The sequence below is a fragment of the Acidocella sp. genome, assembly GCF_035535915.1.
In the GTDB taxonomy this organism is placed as follows: domain Bacteria; phylum Pseudomonadota; class Alphaproteobacteria; order Acetobacterales; family Acetobacteraceae; genus Acidocella.
Map to the genome: position 1 here is coordinate 1 of NZ_DATLPB010000055.1, position 15,573 is coordinate 15,573.

Here is a 15,573-nt window from a genome sequence, read left to right on the forward strand (position 1 = left end):
TTTGTGAACAAAAAGTAGCAAAAAAACTTTGTTATGCTGGGCCATGGGCGTTGTCGGCGCCAATGCCCATGGCCCAGCATAGACAAAAATTTTTGCGCCGCTTTTTTTAAAAAGCGGCTACTTGCTGACTTGCTTCAGCCACGCAGGCAAATTGTAGTAATTCGAAATGCGGCAGATTTTTCCGTCGCGCAGCGTGAAGAATGCGCCGGCGGGCAGGGTGTATGTCTGGTTCCGGGCCGGCGGCAGCCCTTCCTGCGCTTGCAGATATTCGCCCCGCACCACGAATTCGGCGGCGGCGCGGGTGCCGGATTCATCGGTGAGGATCACGATGTCGGTGATCGTCTCTTTGTAGCAACGGTTCATTTCCTGCAGGAAGGCAGCGAAGGCCTCCCGGCCGATTTCCGTGCCGGACTGGTTGATGTCGTGGCGCACGTCATCGGTCAGCAGATCGAGAAAAGCGGGAATGTCGCCTGCGTTGAAGGCGGCGTAATAGGCGGCGATGGCAGCCTGGGTGGTGGTATTCATGCAGAAGCTCCATTTTCGCGCCACCATGCCGCAGTGATCAGGGCCAGGGCAATCAGCAGCGCCGGCAAAGGCGGCAGCAGCGGCTGGCTGGCGGTGCCGGTGATTTGCGTCGCATGGCGGTGGGTGAGCAGCGGGCCAAGCGCGGGCGCAGGGTCGCGGCCGAGCCAGACGATATTGTGCGCCGCGCCGCGCAGCTTGGACGCGGTGGCGGCGAGGTCCTGGTATTCCGCCGCGTTGTCCGGCGCCGCGACGGCATAGGCGGTCTTGCCGCCTTCGCCGATCTTCCACACGCCGGTATTTTTCTTCAAAGGCAGCGTGGCGGTATAGCGCCCCGGCGCGGTTTGCGTGAGCGGCACGATTCGGCTCTGCCCATCCGGATCGGTGATGGTGGCGTCGCCCGGATAAGAGGGGCTGAGCGTCCGGCGGTCGATGCTCAGCCGGTCATGGGCAATGGTGGCGGTGAGGGCTTCGGCCTCCAGCGCCGGCTCGTGCAGGAACCAGTGCACGAGGCCGCGGAGCAGGGGCAAAGCCGGTCCGGCATGCGCGCCGCCGCGCGTCCAGAGCCAGAGCTGGTCGGAGAGCAGGATGCCGGTGCGGCCTTTGCCGGCACGGCCCAGCACCAGCAAAGGGAGATCGTCGGCGCCGGTCATCAGCACGAGGCTGCCCGGGGTGGGGGTGGCGGCTTCCATGCGCCCCCACGGAGCGAGCTTCGCGCCGGCGAAGGAGGCGGTGACGGGATGGCGCGCGCCGAGCGGGGTGATGAGGGGCGGAAACTCCTGCGTCACGGTGCCGGGGGCGGCCGGGATGGCCGGCAGAATCGGGCCCAGCGGCGAGCCGGCCAGGCTCTCCGGCCCGGCGAATTCCGGCCCCACCTCGGCCAGCAGCGCGCCGCCGTTCTCCACATAGGCCGCGATGTTGGCGAGATATTCCGCCGGCAGCAGGTCGTTGGCGTTGAACTGGTCGAGGATGATGAGATCGAACTTGGTGATGTCGGTCTCGAACAATTCGCGCACCGGGAACGGCACCAGGGCGATGTCGCGCGGGTCGGCATCGAGCGGCTCTCCGGGCATGCGCAGAATGGTGAAATGCACGAGTTGCACAGCCGGGTCGGATTTGAGCAGCAGGCGCCAGGCGCGCTCGCCCTGGTTGGGGCTGCCGGACACCAGCAACACGTTCAGGCGCTTGTGAATGCCGGTGAGCGTGAAGGCGGCCTGGTCGTTGATCACGCTGACCTCGCCGGCGAGCGGGGGCGCGGAGGCGGAGATCACCGCCGGGCCGGCATGGCGGACCGGCAAATTGACGCTGAGCGGCTGGCCGACCACCGCCGCGACGGTGGCGACGGTCTGGCCGTCTTCGGTCACGGTGACGGGGACGGTGGTGCCGGCATCATTCACGCCATGGTCGAACACGGACAGGCGCAGCGGCACGGTCTGGCCGGCCAGGCCGAAGGACGGAGCATTGTCGAGCCGCAGCTCACGGTCGGTTTCTTCGCCGGAGCCGGTCAGCAGGGCGGAGAACGGCGCGTTCCGCGGCAGGCCGGCGGCGTCGGTGATTTCGCCGTCAGTGATGGCGATGATGCCGGCCAACTGGTCGGGTTCGATATTGGCCAAGGCCTGGTGCAAAGCGGGGAGGATCTGCGTGCCGCCGCTCGTCGCGGGCGGAATGCCGGCGACGATCAGCCGCGTGGCGTCGGTCTGCCCGGCGCTGGCGCGCAAGGCGGCCAACGCGCGGGCGGCCATCTCGCGGCGCGCGCCGATCTCCATCGAGGGGGATTGGTCGACCAGGACGAGCGCGACATCGGGGAGGGGCCGCGCGCTATGTTCCACCCAGCGCGGGCCGGCCAGGATGAGAACGAGCAAGGCGAAGCCGGCGAGGCGCAGCAGTCCGCCGCGGCGGCGCGTGCCCAAGGCCAGCAGGCAGGGCAGCAGCGTGAGCACGGCGAGCGCAATCACCACCGGCCAGGGCAGCAGCGGGTCGAAACTGATATGGGCGCTCATGGCTGCAACTGGTCCAGCAGGGCCGGCGCGGTGTTCTGGTCCGCCTTGTAGCTGCCGGTGAGGGCATAGATCACCAGATTGATGCCGAACCGGTCCGCGATCAGGCGTTGCGCCTCGCCGCCGGGGATTGGCGCCTGTTCCCCATTGCCGCCGGCATCGCGCGCCCAGGCGCCGGCCCAGTCATTCTGGCCGACGATGACCGGGGTGACATTGTCGGCGTCGCGTCCGGATGCCGCCGCGATCAGCACCGGGGCGCCGGTGAACCGGCCGGGGAAATCGGGAATGATGTAGAAGCTGTGCGCCAGCACGCTGGCGGTGGTGAGCTTTTCCAAGGGCGGCAAATTGAGGCAGGCCGTGTCGCGGGCGAAGGTCGCGGCGGCGCCGTCGGCGAAGCCGGCGCCGGAGCCGGAGGCGTCGGCATCGCCGCCCTGGGTGTCGATCATCAGCAGTCCGCCATGGTCCATATAGCGGCTCAAATCCGCGCAGGCGGCCTGGGTCGGCGGCGGCGCGCCGGGCGGCAGCGGCCAGTAGATCAGTGGATAGAGGCTGAGATCGTCGCGGCCGGGGGTGAGTGCTACGGGCGGGCCGAGCGCCACGGAGGTATGGGCGGACACCGAGGTCGAAAGATAACCGAGCGCGTCGGCGGAAAGCTTGTCGGTGGCCGGATCGTTGGTGAGAATATAGCCGAGCCCTGTCTGCAGCGCGGCGTTTTGCGCCTGCGCGGCCGGCGGGAGGGCGAGGCAAAGCAGCAGCGCCAGCAGGAAGCGGCGGCGTGAGAACGCGCCGCGCAGAATCAGAGAGATCAGCAGGTCGATGGCGAAGAGCAGCATTGCGATGGCGATCAGGCCGGGGCCGAGCCGTTCCGGGGGCGTGGCGTCGCCGAACGGCTGCGCGCCCGGCAACCGGGCGGCGACGAGCGGCGGGATATGCTGGCCGAGATTGAGCGCGATCGCGCCGTCGCCGGGGCCATACAGCCCGGGCGGCTGTGTGGCGGAAATCATCACGGTATCGCGTTGCGCCGGCGTCAGCACGGCGGAGGCAGTGGGAATGGTGAGCGTGCCGAAGGCGTTGAGTAGGGCGCTGAGCGGCTGGGCGGTGCTGCCGGCGGTGGGCACGCTTTGGCTCAGCGAAGTCAGCCGGGCGATCAGTTGCGGGTAGAGGCCGGAGAGCACGAGATTCGACCAGTCGGTGTTCGCGGTGGTGAGGATGTTCACCAACGTGCCGCGGCCGATCGTCTGGCCGAGAATCAGCGGCGTGCCGTCATTGAGCGAGGCCCAGACCGTGGCCGGATCGAGACTGCCCGGATCGGCGAGGATCTGGCGTGAGACGGTGACTTTGGGGTCCGGCGCGAGGCCGGCGAAAGGGCTGGCGGCGGGAAAGGGGCTCAGGGTTTCCGGCGTGGTCCAACTCAGCGCGCCGCCGAGCCGGCGGTCGCCGCGCAGCAGCGGGTCGGCGGTGAAATTGTCCTGCCGGTCAGCGGTCTCCGGGCCGGCAAAGCGCACCAGCACGCCGCCGGCCTCGACATAATGCCGGGCGGCCTCTTGCCCGGCGGCGTCGAGCGGGGTGTCGGTGAGGAAGATCAGGCCCGGATGCGCGGCGATGAGTTGCGGCAGCGTGCCGGTGGTGATGCGGGTGGACGCCGGGAGGGCGCGGCGCAGATAATAGAGCGCGCCGAGAAAGGGCGTGTCGGCATTGGCGCTGCGCATGTCGAGCCCGGCCAGCGTGGTGTGCAGGGAGGAATCGGCGAGGGCGGTGCCGCCGGCGGTCGGGTCGCCGGCCAGGACCAGCCGGGCGATGCGGTTTTGCAGCCCAGGCGGCAACGTGAACACGGCATCGCCCGAGGAAGTGAATTCCTGCCGGGCGAGGATAGTGCCGGTGGCGGTCTCCGCGAGCAAAGGCTGGCCCCCGGGGTTGGAGATGGCGTGGACCCTGAGGCCGCCATCGGGGCCGAGCGTCGGCGGGCCGAGCAGCGGCGGCAGGGTGAAGGGCTTGAGGATCCGGGTCGGATGGAGCGCCTGCAGGAAGGCGGGGAAATTATCGCCGCCGACGCCGTCGGCGAGATAGAAGCGCGTGCGTTCCGGCGCGTCGCGCACCAGGGCGGCGGCCGCCGAGCGGTCGCTGGGCCAGGGTTGCGGCTGCAGGGCGGCGAGGCGGTGGGCGGCGGTCGAGGCGTCGGTGACATTGGGCACGGTGAGCGGGCTGTTGGTGGCGTCCCGCGCGGTGGCGAGCAACGCGACGTCGCGATTCTGCGCCTGGGCGGCGGCGATGATGCGTTGCCCGGCGGCGGTGAGCTGCGGCCAGGATGCGGCGGCGGCCCAGCCATTGTCGACCACCAGCAGCACCGGGCCGCTGCCGGGCAGCACCGGCGGCGGGCGCAGCGTGGGGCCGGCAAAGCCGATGATCAGCAAAGCGGCGGCGAGCAGGCGAAACAGCAGCATCCAGAGCGGCAGCCGGTCCGGCGTCGACTCGGTGTCGGAGAGATCGCGCAGCAAAGCGATGGGCGGGAAGCGCAGCCGGCGCGGCGCCGGCGGGGTCAGGCGCAGGATGAAATAGAGCGCCGGCAGCAGCGCCAGCGCCGCCAGCGCCAGGGGAGCGGCGAAGATCATCGGCGCAGCAACGCGTTGTAGATGGCGGCCAGTGCCTGGGCGGGCGGATGGTCGGTGCGGTGGAACAGCGGCGTCTGCCCGGCCTCCATGGCCGCGCGGGCGACGCTTTCGCGCTGGGCGGCGATGCGCGTGCGGTAGGTCTCCGCCCAGCTTTCGGCGTGGCTGGCTTCAAGCGCCGGCTCGCGGGCGAACCCTTCGAACAGGATGCGGCCGCGGTAGGGAAAATCGCATTCCGCGGGGTCGAGGATCTGCATCACCGCGCCGCCGGGTTGGCGCGCGAAGCCGGGATTGGGGACGAGAAAATCGCCGAACACGACGCGGCGGGCCTTGGGGTCGGGATCGGCCTCGCCGCCGCCGGCCGTGCCGCCGATCAACGCCGCGGCGATCGTGGGCAAAGCGCGTGGCCCGGTGAGCGGCGTGGTGCGGCCGTACAGCGAGACGCGCTCGCCGCTGCGCAGCAGGATCGCGCCGAGGGCGAGCAGCAGCAGGGCGGCGCGGTCACGCTTGGCCGGCACGGCGCCGTCGCTCGCGAAGCCGAGGCTTGGCGTGTCCTGCAATTGCAGGGAGACGCTGGCCTGCGCCTCCCATTCGCGCTCCCTGAGATACAGGCGGTCGCCGCGCGCGCTGCGCCGCCAATCGATGCGCCGCGCATCGTCGCCGTCGCGGAAATCGCGGAATTGCCAGAACGCCTCGCCGGGGCCGGCGCGGCGGCGCCCATGCAGGCCGGGGGCGGCGACGAAGGCCAGGCGTTCGGCGGCGAGCAGCAGTTTCGGCAGCCCTTCGGCGAGCGCCTGCGCGGCCAGCAGCGTTTGCGGGGCGTTCAAAGCCGGGCGACGAGCCTTTGGATCAGGCCGTCGAGATCCTGGCCCGCGGCGCGGGCGGTGAAGGTGAGCGACATGCGGTGGCGCAAGGCCGGCGCGGCGAGGGCGGCGACATCGTCGATGCTGGGGGCGAGCCGGTTGTCGAGCAAAGCCCGCGCGCGGACCGCCAGCATCAGCGCTTGCGCGGCCCGCGGCCCGGGACCCCAGGAGAGTTCGTGGCGCAGCTCCGGCAACGAGGGGGATTCCGGCCGCGCGCCGCGCACCAGGCTGAGGATCGCGTCCACCACCGAGGCGCCGACCGGCATGGCGCGGACCAGGCGCTGGGCCTCCAGCAAATCCGCGGCGGTCATGACCTGAACCGGCGTCGCCCGCGTGGTGCCGGTGGTGGCGAGCAGCATCGCCCGCTCATCCTCGGCGCTGGGATAGTCGATGCGGATGTCGAGCAGGAAACGGTCGAGCTGCGCCTCGGGCAGCGGATAAGTGCCCTCCTGCTCGAGCGGGTTCTGCGTGGCGAGCACATGGAACGGGGTGGAGACGAGGCGGTTGCTGCCGGCGACGGCGACATGGCCCTCCGCCATGGCCTGCAGCAGCGCCGACTGGGTACGCGGGCTGGCGCGGTTGATCTCATCGGCCATCAGCAGTTCGGTGAAGACCGGGCCGGGAATGAAGCGGAAGCGGCGGCCTTCGGGCGTGTCGTCCAGCACCTCGCTGCCGAGTATGTCCGAAGGCATGAGGTCGGGCGTGAACTGGATCCGCTGGCTGGCAAGGCCGAGCACCACGCCGAGCGTCTCCACCAGCCGGGTCTTGCCGAGGCCGGGCACGCCGGTGAGCAGCGCATGGCCGCCGCTGAACAAAGCGATGAGCGTCTGCTCGACCACTTCCTGCTGGCCGATGATCACCTGACCGACCGCGTCCCGCGCGGCCTGGGCGGCACGCATCGTGAGGTCCAGTCTTTCGTGAATCATTGTCGCATCAGCCATGTGGACGGTCTTGCCCATTTGATTACCTTGTGATGCTACCTATATCTCGGGCGGTTGAGAACATCGGTGGCAAGGAAAAGCGCGATTGTGAATGAAAGGGGGATGGTGAACAGCGTGACGGCCGACCCCGCGAAGTGCGTCGACTGCGGACAGTTGCCCTTCGTCATCAAGCGCGATGGCTCCTGGATGTATCGCGGCAGCCCGATCGGCCGGAAGCCGATGGTCTGCCTGTTTTCGACCGTGTTGCAGCGCGCCGAGGATGGCACCTACCTGCTGGAGACGCCGGCGGAGCGCGGGCGGATCGAAGTCGAGGACGTGCCGTTCGTGGCGGTGGAGCTGGAATGGTGCGGCCATGGCCGCCAGCAGACCCTTTGCTTCCGCACCAATGTGGATGAATGCATCACCGCCGGGCGCGAGCATCCGATCCGGATCAGGCATGATCTGTTAAGCTGCGAACCGACGCCGTATCTGCATGTGCGCGATGGCAAGGGGCAATTTCCGATCGAGGCGCGGATCAACCGCGCGACCTATTACGAGCTGGTGGCGCTGGCCGAGCCCGGCATGGTGCGCGGCCGCAAGGTGCTGGGCGTATGGAGCGACGGGGTGTTTTTTTCGCTCGGCGATCTGTCCTCCTGCGACGTGACGAAATAATTTTACCCGGTGGCTGAGATGATGGACGAGGCGGCGCTGCGGCGCCTGTTGCCGCCCGGTTTGGCGCATAATGCCCTGGCGGCGGCGGCGAACCGGCCGGCGGCGGTGCTGGTGGCGTTGGAGCCCGAGCGCGGCGTATGGCTGACGCGGCGCAGCGCGCGGATGAGCGCGCATGCGGGTCAGGTGTCATTTCCCGGCGGCAAGATCGAAACGGGGGACGTCTCCGTGGAAGCGGCGGCCTTGCGCGAGGCGGCGGAGGAAATCGGCCTCGACCCGATGCGGGCGCAAATTCTCGGGCGGATGGATGAGTTCATCACCGGCACTGGCTTTCACATCTCACCGGTGGTCGCGCTGGTGCCGCGAAATGTCCATTTCACCCCGGACCCGCGGGAGGTGCAGGAAGTGTTCTGCCTGCCGTTCGCGGAACTTCTGGACCCGGCCTCACCGCAGCAGCGGCACGCCGTGCGGCGTGGCGCTGATTATCAATTCTGGGTCTGGCCGCATGAGGAGCATGTGATCTGGGGCGCGACGGCGCGGATCTTGCTGAATTTGGCGCTGCGGCTGCGGGGTGCGGCATGATCGCGCTGCCGGGCATGGCTGCGTTGTGGGCGGCCTTGCCGGAAGCCCGGATGGTTGGCGGCGCGGTGCGCGACTGGCTTGCCGGCGTCGCCGTGGCGGATGTGGATTTCGCCGTGCCCCTGGCCCCGGAAACCGTGATGGCGCGGGCGCGGGCGGCCGGGCTGAACGTGATCCCGACCGGTATCGCGCATGGCACAGTGACGGTGGTGACGCCGGAGCGCAGCTTCGAGGTGACCAGCCTGCGGCGGGATGTCGAGACCGACGGGCGCCATGCCGTGGTGGCCTTCGTCGATGATTGGCAGCTCGATGCGAGCCGGCGGGACTTCACCATCAATGCGATGTCGGCGGCGCAGGACGGCACCGTGTACGATTATTTCGAGGGGCGGGAAGATCTGGCGGCGGGGCGGGTGCGGTTCGTCGGCGCGGCGACGGCGCGGATCGCGGAGGATTATCTGCGGATTTTCCGCTTCTTCCGGTTTTTTGCGCGCTATGGGCGCGGGGAGCCCGATGCGGCGGCGGTGGCGGCGATCGCCGCGCTGCGGGAGGGCGTGAAGACCCTGTCAGCCGAGCGGGTGTGGAGCGAGCTGAAACGGATTCTCGCGGCGCCGGACCCGCGTGAGGTGATGCGGCTGATGCAGCGCACACAGGTGCTCGATTTGGTGTTGCCGGAGGTCGATCTCGCCCGGTTCGAGCAACTGCTGCGGCGCGGCGCCCCGGAAGCGCCGCTGCTCCGTGTGGCGGCTTTGCTGACCGGCGGCGAAGGCGCTGCGGAAACATTCGCGGCGCGCTGGCGGCTGAGCAAGGCGGAAGAAGCGGAACTCGCCGCCCTCAGCGCGCCGAATGAGCTGGGGCCGGACGCTGCGGATGACGATGTGCGCCGGGCCCTGGAAGCGGAGCCGGCCGAGACCCTCGCCGGGCGCACCTGGCTGGCGCCGGGCGAGGGCTGGGAGCGCCTCCGCGCACGCCTTGCGGCGATGAAACGGCCGGTGTTCGCGTTGCAGGGGCGGGATTTGCAGGCGCTTGGCATGATGCCGGGGCCGGCGATGGGAGCCCTGCTGCAGCGCGTGCACGAATGGTGGCGGCAAGGCGGCTGCGTCGCCGACGCAGCGACGTGCCGGGCTTATGCGCAGGCGTTGCTGGAAGCGAAGAAAGTATAAGAAGAAAGTATAAAAGGAAGCAGGCGCTTTTTGAAAAAAGCGCCGCAAAAACTTTCTTTAAACTGGGCCGGGGGCGTGAAACCAGCACGGCCTAAAGTGAACAAAGTTTTTTTGCTACTTTTTGTTCACAAAAAGTAGCGCTTACTTTCTTTCCTCAGAGTGCAATCCGCACGCCGAGTTCGACCACGCGGTCGCTGGGGATACGGAAGAATTCCGTCGCTGACACCGCGTTGCGGGCCATGAACAGGAACAGAGCGCGGCGGATGAAGCGCAGTTTCGGCACCGAGGCGGGAACCACGGTTTCGCGGCCGAGGAAGTAGCTGGTCTGCATCGGCTTGAACTCGATGCCTTTGGCGGCCAGGCTTTCCAGGCCGCGCGGCACGTTCGGGCTTTCCATGAAGCCGTAATTGAGCGTGATCCTGTAGATGCCGGGGGCGGCTTCCTCCACATTGGTGCGCTGCTCCGGCGCCACTTGCGGTACGTCGAGATTGCGCACGGTGACGAAGAAGACCCGCTCATGCAGCACTTTATTGTGCTTGAGATTATGCAGCAGGGCGTTCGGCACGAAATCGAGATTGCCGGTGAGGAACACCGCGGTGCCGGGCACGCGCAGGATGCGCGATTGCGGCAGGCGGGCGAGGAAGGAGGCCAGCGGCAGGCTGTCCTGGGTCCAGCGCGCGAGGATCAGGCCGCGGCCGCGCCGCCAGGTGGTCATGACCAGGACCAGGAACAGGCCGATGGCCAGCGGCACCCAGCCGCCATCGAAGAATTTCAGCGTGTTTGAGGCAAAGAAAGCGAGATCGACGATGCCGAAGAAGCCGAACACGGTTAAAGTGGTGCCCCGCGACCAGCCGAACTGGCGGCGGAACACGGCCATGGCGAGGACGTTCGTGCACAGGAATGTGCCGGTGACGGCGATGCCGTAGGCCCAGGCCAAGGCGTTGCTGGTCTTGAAGGCGAGCACCAGCAGCACGACGCCGGCGGCGAGCAGGGCGTTGACCTGCGGCACGTAGATCTGGCCTTCCTCGGTCGTGCTGGTATGGCGGACTTCCATGCGCGGGAACAGGCCGAGCTGGATGCATTGCCGGGTGATGGAGAAGGCGCCGGTGATGACCGCCTGGCTGGCGATGATGGTGGCGACCGTGGAGAGCACGACCAGCGGCAGCTGCATGGCGTGCGGGGCGAGGTTGTAGAACGGGTTGCTGATCGCGTCCGGCTGGTCGATGACCAGGGCCCCCTGGCCGAAATAGTTCAGCAGCAGGCAGGGCAGGACGAACCAGGTCCAGGCGACGCGGATCGGGCGGCGGCCGAAATGGCTCATATCGGCGTACAGCGCTTCGGCGCCGGTGACCGCGAGCACCACCGCGCCGAGCGCGATGAAGGCCAGGTAACTGTGGCGCATGATGAAATGGATGCCGTAGGCCGGGATCAGCGCCTGCAGCACGAACGGGTGCCGGACGATCTGCAGCAGGCCGAGAATGCCGATCACCAGGAACCAGACGGTCATGATCGGGCCGAAGGCACGGCCGATCGACCCGGTGCCCCGGCTCTGCGAGAGGAACAGCGCGATGATAATCACCAAGGCGATGGGATCGACCGCATTGTTGAACGCCGGGGAGACGACGGCGAGGCCGGCGACAGCGGAGAGCACGGAGATGGCCGGGGTGATCATGCCGTCGCCGAAGAACAATCCGGCGCCGACGATGCCGACGATGCCGAGCGCGGTGCGGGCGGAAGCGGAGCGGGTGACGCGCTGCGCCAGGGCCATGAGGGCGAGAATGCCGCCCTCGCCATGATTGTCGGCGCGCATCACGAAGGTGACGTATTTGAGCGTGACGGTGATGATCAGCGCCCAGAAGATCAGCGAAAGCACACCGAAAATGTCGGCATATTGCAGGCCGGACTTGGCGAAATAGCCAAGGCTGGCTTGCAGCGCGTAAAGCGGGCTGGTGCCGATGTCGCCATAGACCACACCCAGCACACCGAGCAGCGCGCCGAAGCGCAATGGGGTGTGCGGGCCTTTATTAGATGTCGGCGGAAGCGGAAGCACGTTCACCCGGGTGAGTCGCCATAAGGGCGAGGCTTTAACCTGTTGTGGCTTCGCTCGCAAGCGAGATCACGTGGCCGGCTTGCCGATGGCGGGGGTGTCGCTGGTGATGCCGGCCAGAACTTCGGCGACATGGCGCACCTCGACCGCCGCGCCGTTGCGCGACAGGCGGCCGGCCATGTTCAGCAGGCAGCCCATATCGCCGGCGAGCAGAAGCTCGGCCTCGGTCGCTTCGATGTCGGCGGTTTTTTCCGTCACCATGCGCGTCGAGATGTCGGGATATTTGACGCAGAACGTGCCGCCGAAGCCGCAGCAGATTTCCGGCTCGGTCATTTCCGTGAGGGTAAGGCCGGGGACGGCGCCGAGCAGCGCGCGGGGCTGGGCCTTGACGCCGAGTTCGCGCAGGCCGGCGCAGGAATCGTGATAGGTGGCGGTGACCGGCAGCGGTGGCGGGGTCGGGGTGAATTTCATCACGTCGACGAGGAAGGAGGTCAACTCGTGGGTCTTCGCGGCGAGCCGGTCGGCCTCAGCGCGCAGATTCGGGTCGTCGTCGAACAGATGCGGCATGTGCTTGGCGAGCATGCCGCCGCAGGAGCCGGAGGGAACCACGATATAATCATAGGCCGAGAAGGCGGTGATGAGGCCGATGGCGAGGTCGCGCGCGGTGGCGCGGTCGCCGGCATTATAGGCGGGCTGGCCGCAGCAGGTTTGCGCCCGTGGAACCTCCACGGTGCACCCTGCCGCCTCGAGCAACGCGATGCTGGCGAAGCCGACGCTGGGGCGGTGGAGATCGACGAGGCAGGTGACGAACAAAGCGACGCGGGGTTTTGCGGTCATGTTGTGGGGGCTTGCCTTGGCAGGAGGAGATACAGATCGCCGGCTTGCTGCATGCGTCCGGCCGTGGCTTCGGCGTCTGGTCCGGAGCCGAAATACAGATCCGCCGCCGCCAGCCCGTGGATTCCGCCGCCGGTATCCTGGGCGATGGTGAGGCGGTCGAGCGGGGCGTGCGTGAGCGGGTCGGTGGTGGTGATGTAGACCGGCATGCCGAGCGGGATGACGGCCCGGTCGACGGCCAAAGAGCGGCCGGCGGTGAGCGGGACGCCGAGTGCGCCGGGCGCGCCTTCATCGGCCGCCAGGCCGCCGAGCGGTTTCAGGAACACGTAGCGCGCGTTCTGTTCCATGATGGCCTGGGCCTGGTCGGGATGCGCCTTCAGCCAGGCGGAAATGCTCTGGAAGCTGACATCGTTGGCGGCGAGGTCGCCGTTTTGCACCAGGATGCGCCCGATCGGCGTGTAAGGCTGGCCGTTCTGGCCGGCGAAGCCGACGCGCAGAATCTTGCCGTCGGGCAGCCTGAGGATGCCGGCACCCTGGATCTCCAGCATGAAGGCATCGACCGGGCTTTGCAGATAGGCGGTGACCGGCGCCTTGCGGTAGAGGGCGCCGTGGTCGATTTCGGCGCGCGTCAGGTTGGCGAGCGCGGGCACGGCGGGCTCCGCGTAGAGCGGCACGGTGTAGCCCCGGGCGAGATTTTCCGAGCCGGGATATTCCGGTTCGAAATAGCCGGTGATCAGCGCCGCGCCATTGACGCGATAGGCGGCGAAATTGGCCTGGAAGAAAGTCTGTGCGGCCGCTTCGTCACCCGGGGTGACATCCAGCGCCGCGTTGCAGGCGTTCTGCCAGAGCCCGGCCTGGCCGGCCCTTTCGGCGAGAAAGCCGGCGCCGCCGAGCGCTTGGTCGGCCGGCATCCGGTTGAGGGTCTGGCAGCTCCGCACGAACGTGGCGAGGGCTTCGGCTTGATCGCCCGTGCTCCAGCCGGGCAGCTGGGTAAGGCTGATCGGCGAGACCGTCGTGCCGTCGGGGAGCGGGGCGAGGCTGCCGGTATTGGGCAGGGTGCAGCCGGCCAGGAACAAAGCGGGGAGGAGCCAGGAGGAGCGCATGCGCAAGGTCAGCTGCCGGTGCGTGCCGCGGCCAGGCGCCAGGTCTGTTCCCGCCCCTTGAGATTACGCGTGAACGTCCAAAGATCGGTGAGTTCGGAGACGGCCTCGGTGCCGAGGGGGGCGCCGTTGGCATCCAGCGCGACATTGACCTGATCGGAGGTGAAGCGGACGATCACCGCGGCCTCGTCGCCGACGATCTGCGCGTCTTCGATGGTGGCCGAGAGAATTGCCTTGATTTCCGTGCGCTGGCGCTGGTTGGCCGTCTCGCGCGCGGTGATGGCCGCGTCGAAGGTCTGGAACACGCTGTCGGTGAGGAGATTTTTCAGCGTGGTGCGGTCGCCGGCGGCGAAGCCGGTGACGATCATGCGGAAGGCGGTCTCGGCCTGCTCGAGGAATTTCGGCGGGTCGAATTGCGGGTCACGGTTGACGATCTGCATCAGCCGCTCGCCCAGCGGCGAGCGCGGGTCCGGCACAATGCGGCCGGTTTCGGGCGGCAAAGCGCGGCCTTCGATGATCGGGCCGTTCTGGTAGCCCGACATCTGGCCGGTCGGGACCGGCGGCTTCTCAAACCCCACGCGCTTGCCCAGCACGCTGCGCAGGCGCAGCACCAGGAACACGGCGATGCCGGCGAAAATGACCAGCGCGACCGGGAAACCGCCAAGACCCTGAATGAAATTCGGCTGCACGCGACCCTCTAACCTATTGATAGTGGCCTGCGCCCCCGCGCGGCTGGTTGAACCGGCGGGGAACGGGCCTTCATCCCATTATGACGTTTATCGGACATACGTCCATGCCGGCGATGCGGCAACACGAGCGAGACCGGGATTGCTTTACATCGATCACGTTCTAGCCTTGTTTGCACGAGCGATTGCATGGCTCGATCGCATCGCTCTGCGCTTCGATTTCAAGCCACATCGCTCTCGTCTGAAGGATTCTTCATGTTTCTGCTGCGGCATGGGCAAAGCTATTTCAATCTGCATTACACTGAGACGCGCGTGGATCCGGGGATCGAGGATCCGGAACTCACACCGCTCGGCCATGAGCAGGCACGCGCGGCGGCGACGGAGCTGGCACGGACCAGGCTGACGCGGATCATTGTCTCGCCTTACACGCGGGCCTTGCAGACCGTCGAGGCGTTCCAGGCGACACATGATGCGCCGGTGCAGGTGATGCAAGAGGTGCGGGAGCGGGCCGCGTTCGCGTGCGATATCGGCAGCCCGCCGGACCTTCTGGCGGCGCGTTTTCCGCGGCATGATTTTTCGCATTTGCCGCCGCGCTGGTGGCACGAGGGAACCGAGAGCACCGACGAGATTACCGTGCGGGCGGACGCGTTCCGGAAGGTTATGACGGCCCGCGCGGACAGTGCGACGATTCTGCTGGTGAGCCATTGGGCGTTCATTCTGGCGTTGACCGGGGTTTCGCTCGGCAATGGGCAGAGTCTCGAATATGACCCGCTTTCGCCGGCGCCGTCGGAGATTGTCTGGCGGCCATGAGGTCATCTGGAAGCCATAAGAGAAGGATTGCATGAGCGTGCTGGACAAGGATGAGAAGCCGGTTTTCACAGTGGTGAATCCGGCCGGAAAAAGCCGTTTTCTGCTGACCGCGGATCATGCGGGGCGGACGATTCCGCGCGCGCTGGGGGACCTTGGCGTGAGCACCGCGGACATGGAGCGGCACATCGCGTGGGATATCGGCATCGAGGGTGTGACCAGGCGCCTGGCGGCGGCGCTGGACGCCACGGCGATTTTACAGAGTTATTCGCGGCTGGTGGTGGATTGCAACCGGCCGCCCCATGTGCCGAGCGCGTTTCCCGAAATCAGCGAATCGACTCCGATTCCCGGCAATTGCGGCCTGAGCGCGGCGCAGAAGCGGGCGCGGCAAGCGGCGATTTTCGACCCGTATCACGCGGAAATCCAGCGGCTGATCGCGGCCCGGGACGAAAAGCCGATCTATGTGGCCATGCATAGCTTCACGCCCGTCTATTTCGAGGTGGCGCGGGGAATGCACGTGGCGGTGCTGTACAACCGCAACCCGCGTCTGTCGCATGCGCTGGCGGTTTTGCTGCGGCGGGAGGGCGGCCTGGTGGTGGAGGAGAACAATCCCTACCGCGTGACCGATGAGACCGATTACGGCGTTCCGGTGCATGCCGAGCGCGGCGGGCTTGATTATTTGACTGTCGAAATCCGTCAGGATTTGATACGAAACCAGAACGGTCAGGTCGAATGGGCGGCGCGTCTGGCGCGGCTGCTGCCGCAGGCGGCGGCACTCATGGT

At 67.6% G+C, this 15,573-nt stretch carries 14 protein-coding genes; 5 read left to right on the plus strand and 9 right to left on the minus strand.

What is annotated here, in order from left to right:
• Window positions 1–117: 117 nt before the first annotated feature.
• From VNC39_RS06670 to VNC39_RS06690, 5 genes are read right to left on the minus strand one after another with little or no spacing between them, the layout of a single operon-like run.
• Window positions 118–525, minus strand: a complete 408-nt coding sequence (locus VNC39_RS06670) for a ketosteroid isomerase-related protein (RefSeq protein ID WP_325397431.1) — start codon at window positions 523–525, stop codon at window positions 118–120.
• Window positions 522–2,522 (minus strand): hypothetical protein, encoded by a 2,001-nt coding sequence (locus tag VNC39_RS06675; RefSeq protein WP_325397433.1) that lies wholly within the window; start codon window positions 2,520–2,522, stop codon window positions 522–524. Before VNC39_RS06675 ends, VNC39_RS06670 begins: the two co-directional genes overlap by 4 nt.
• Window positions 2,519–5,128, minus strand: a complete 2,610-nt coding sequence (locus VNC39_RS06680) for a DUF4159 domain-containing protein (protein ID WP_325397435.1) — start codon at window positions 5,126–5,128, stop codon at window positions 2,519–2,521. Before VNC39_RS06680 ends, VNC39_RS06675 begins: the two co-directional genes overlap by 4 nt.
• Window positions 5,125–5,952, minus strand: a complete 828-nt coding sequence (locus VNC39_RS06685) for a DUF58 domain-containing protein (RefSeq protein ID WP_325397437.1) — start codon at window positions 5,950–5,952, stop codon at window positions 5,125–5,127. Before VNC39_RS06685 ends, VNC39_RS06680 begins: the two co-directional genes overlap by 4 nt.
• Entirely contained in the window at window positions 5,949–6,929 is a 981-nt protein-coding gene (locus VNC39_RS06690) for an AAA family ATPase (RefSeq protein ID WP_408840301.1), read from the minus strand. Before VNC39_RS06690 ends, VNC39_RS06685 begins: the two co-directional genes overlap by 4 nt.
• Window positions 6,930–7,031: 102 nt before the next feature.
• On the opposite strand from VNC39_RS06690, the gene VNC39_RS06695 reads away from it, so the two are divergent.
• From VNC39_RS06695 to VNC39_RS06705, 3 genes are read left to right on the plus strand one after another with little or no spacing between them, the layout of a single operon-like run.
• Window positions 7,032–7,580, plus strand: a complete 549-nt coding sequence (locus VNC39_RS06695) for a DUF1285 domain-containing protein (RefSeq protein WP_325397453.1) — start codon at window positions 7,032–7,034, stop codon at window positions 7,578–7,580.
• An 18-nt stretch (window positions 7,581–7,598) separates the two neighbouring features.
• Window positions 7,599–8,159: a CoA pyrophosphatase gene (locus VNC39_RS06700; RefSeq protein ID WP_325397455.1), complete on the plus strand. Its 561-nt coding sequence runs from the start codon at window positions 7,599–7,601 to the stop codon at window positions 8,157–8,159.
• Window positions 8,156–9,316 (plus strand): CCA tRNA nucleotidyltransferase, encoded by a 1,161-nt coding sequence (locus VNC39_RS06705; protein WP_325397439.1) that lies wholly within the window; start codon window positions 8,156–8,158, stop codon window positions 9,314–9,316. The genes VNC39_RS06700 and VNC39_RS06705 overlap by 4 nt, the downstream gene beginning before the upstream one ends.
• 154 nt (window positions 9,317–9,470) lie before the next feature.
• On the opposite strand, the gene VNC39_RS06710 is transcribed toward VNC39_RS06705, so the two are convergent.
• The 4 genes from VNC39_RS06710 to VNC39_RS06725 form a co-directional block, all read right to left on the minus strand.
• Window positions 9,471–11,366, minus strand: coding sequence for a potassium transporter Kup (locus VNC39_RS06710; RefSeq protein ID WP_325397457.1), 1,896 nt, complete (start codon window positions 11,364–11,366; stop codon window positions 9,471–9,473).
• Window positions 11,367–11,432: 66 nt separating this feature from the next.
• Window positions 11,433–12,200: a (Fe-S)-binding protein gene (locus VNC39_RS06715; protein WP_325397441.1), complete on the minus strand. Its 768-nt coding sequence runs from the start codon at window positions 12,198–12,200 to the stop codon at window positions 11,433–11,435.
• Window positions 12,197–13,300 (minus strand): murein transglycosylase A, encoded by a 1,104-nt coding sequence (locus VNC39_RS06720; protein ID WP_325397443.1) that lies wholly within the window; start codon window positions 13,298–13,300, stop codon window positions 12,197–12,199. The genes VNC39_RS06715 and VNC39_RS06720 overlap by 4 nt, the downstream gene beginning before the upstream one ends.
• Window positions 13,301–13,308: 8 nt before the next feature.
• Entirely contained in the window at window positions 13,309–13,986 is a 678-nt protein-coding gene (locus VNC39_RS06725; RefSeq protein WP_325397445.1) for a Tim44/TimA family putative adaptor protein, read from the minus strand.
• A gap of 252 nt (window positions 13,987–14,238) precedes the next feature.
• On the opposite strand from VNC39_RS06725, the gene VNC39_RS06730 reads away from it, so the two are divergent.
• Window positions 14,239–14,793, plus strand: a complete 555-nt coding sequence (locus VNC39_RS06730; RefSeq protein ID WP_325397447.1) for a histidine phosphatase family protein — start codon at window positions 14,239–14,241, stop codon at window positions 14,791–14,793.
• 31 nt (window positions 14,794–14,824) lie between these two features.
• The coding region (locus VNC39_RS06735) for an N-formylglutamate amidohydrolase (protein WP_325397449.1) at window positions 14,825–15,573 on the plus strand (749 nt) is incomplete at its 3' end.

What these genes read in the sequence shown, in the direction of transcription:
- VNC39_RS06670 (WP_325397431.1), bottom strand. Translation starts at nt 525, where the DNA reads ATGAATACCACCACCCAGGCTGCCATCGCCGCCTATTACGCCGCCTTC.
- VNC39_RS06675 (WP_325397433.1), bottom strand. Translation starts at nt 2,522, where the DNA reads ATGAGCGCCCATATCAGTTTCGACCCGCTGCTGCCCTGGCCGGTGGTG.
- VNC39_RS06680 (WP_325397435.1), bottom strand. Translation starts at nt 5,128, where the DNA reads ATGATCTTCGCCGCTCCCCTGGCGCTGGCGGCGCTGGCGCTGCTGCCG.
- VNC39_RS06690 (WP_408840301.1), bottom strand. Translation starts at nt 6,929, where the DNA reads ATGGCTGATGCGACAATGATTCACGAAAGACTGGACCTCACGATGCGT.
- VNC39_RS06695 (WP_325397453.1), top strand. Translation starts at nt 7,032, where the DNA reads ATGGTGAACAGCGTGACGGCCGACCCCGCGAAGTGCGTCGACTGCGGA.
- VNC39_RS06700 (WP_325397455.1), top strand. Translation starts at nt 7,599, where the DNA reads ATGATGGACGAGGCGGCGCTGCGGCGCCTGTTGCCGCCCGGTTTGGCG.
- VNC39_RS06705 (WP_325397439.1), top strand. Translation starts at nt 8,156, where the DNA reads ATGATCGCGCTGCCGGGCATGGCTGCGTTGTGGGCGGCCTTGCCGGAA.
- VNC39_RS06715 (WP_325397441.1), bottom strand. Translation starts at nt 12,200, where the DNA reads ATGACCGCAAAACCCCGCGTCGCTTTGTTCGTCACCTGCCTCGTCGAT.
- VNC39_RS06720 (WP_325397443.1), bottom strand. Translation starts at nt 13,300, where the DNA reads ATGCGCTCCTCCTGGCTCCTCCCCGCTTTGTTCCTGGCCGGCTGCACC.
- VNC39_RS06730 (WP_325397447.1), top strand. Translation starts at nt 14,239, where the DNA reads ATGTTTCTGCTGCGGCATGGGCAAAGCTATTTCAATCTGCATTACACT.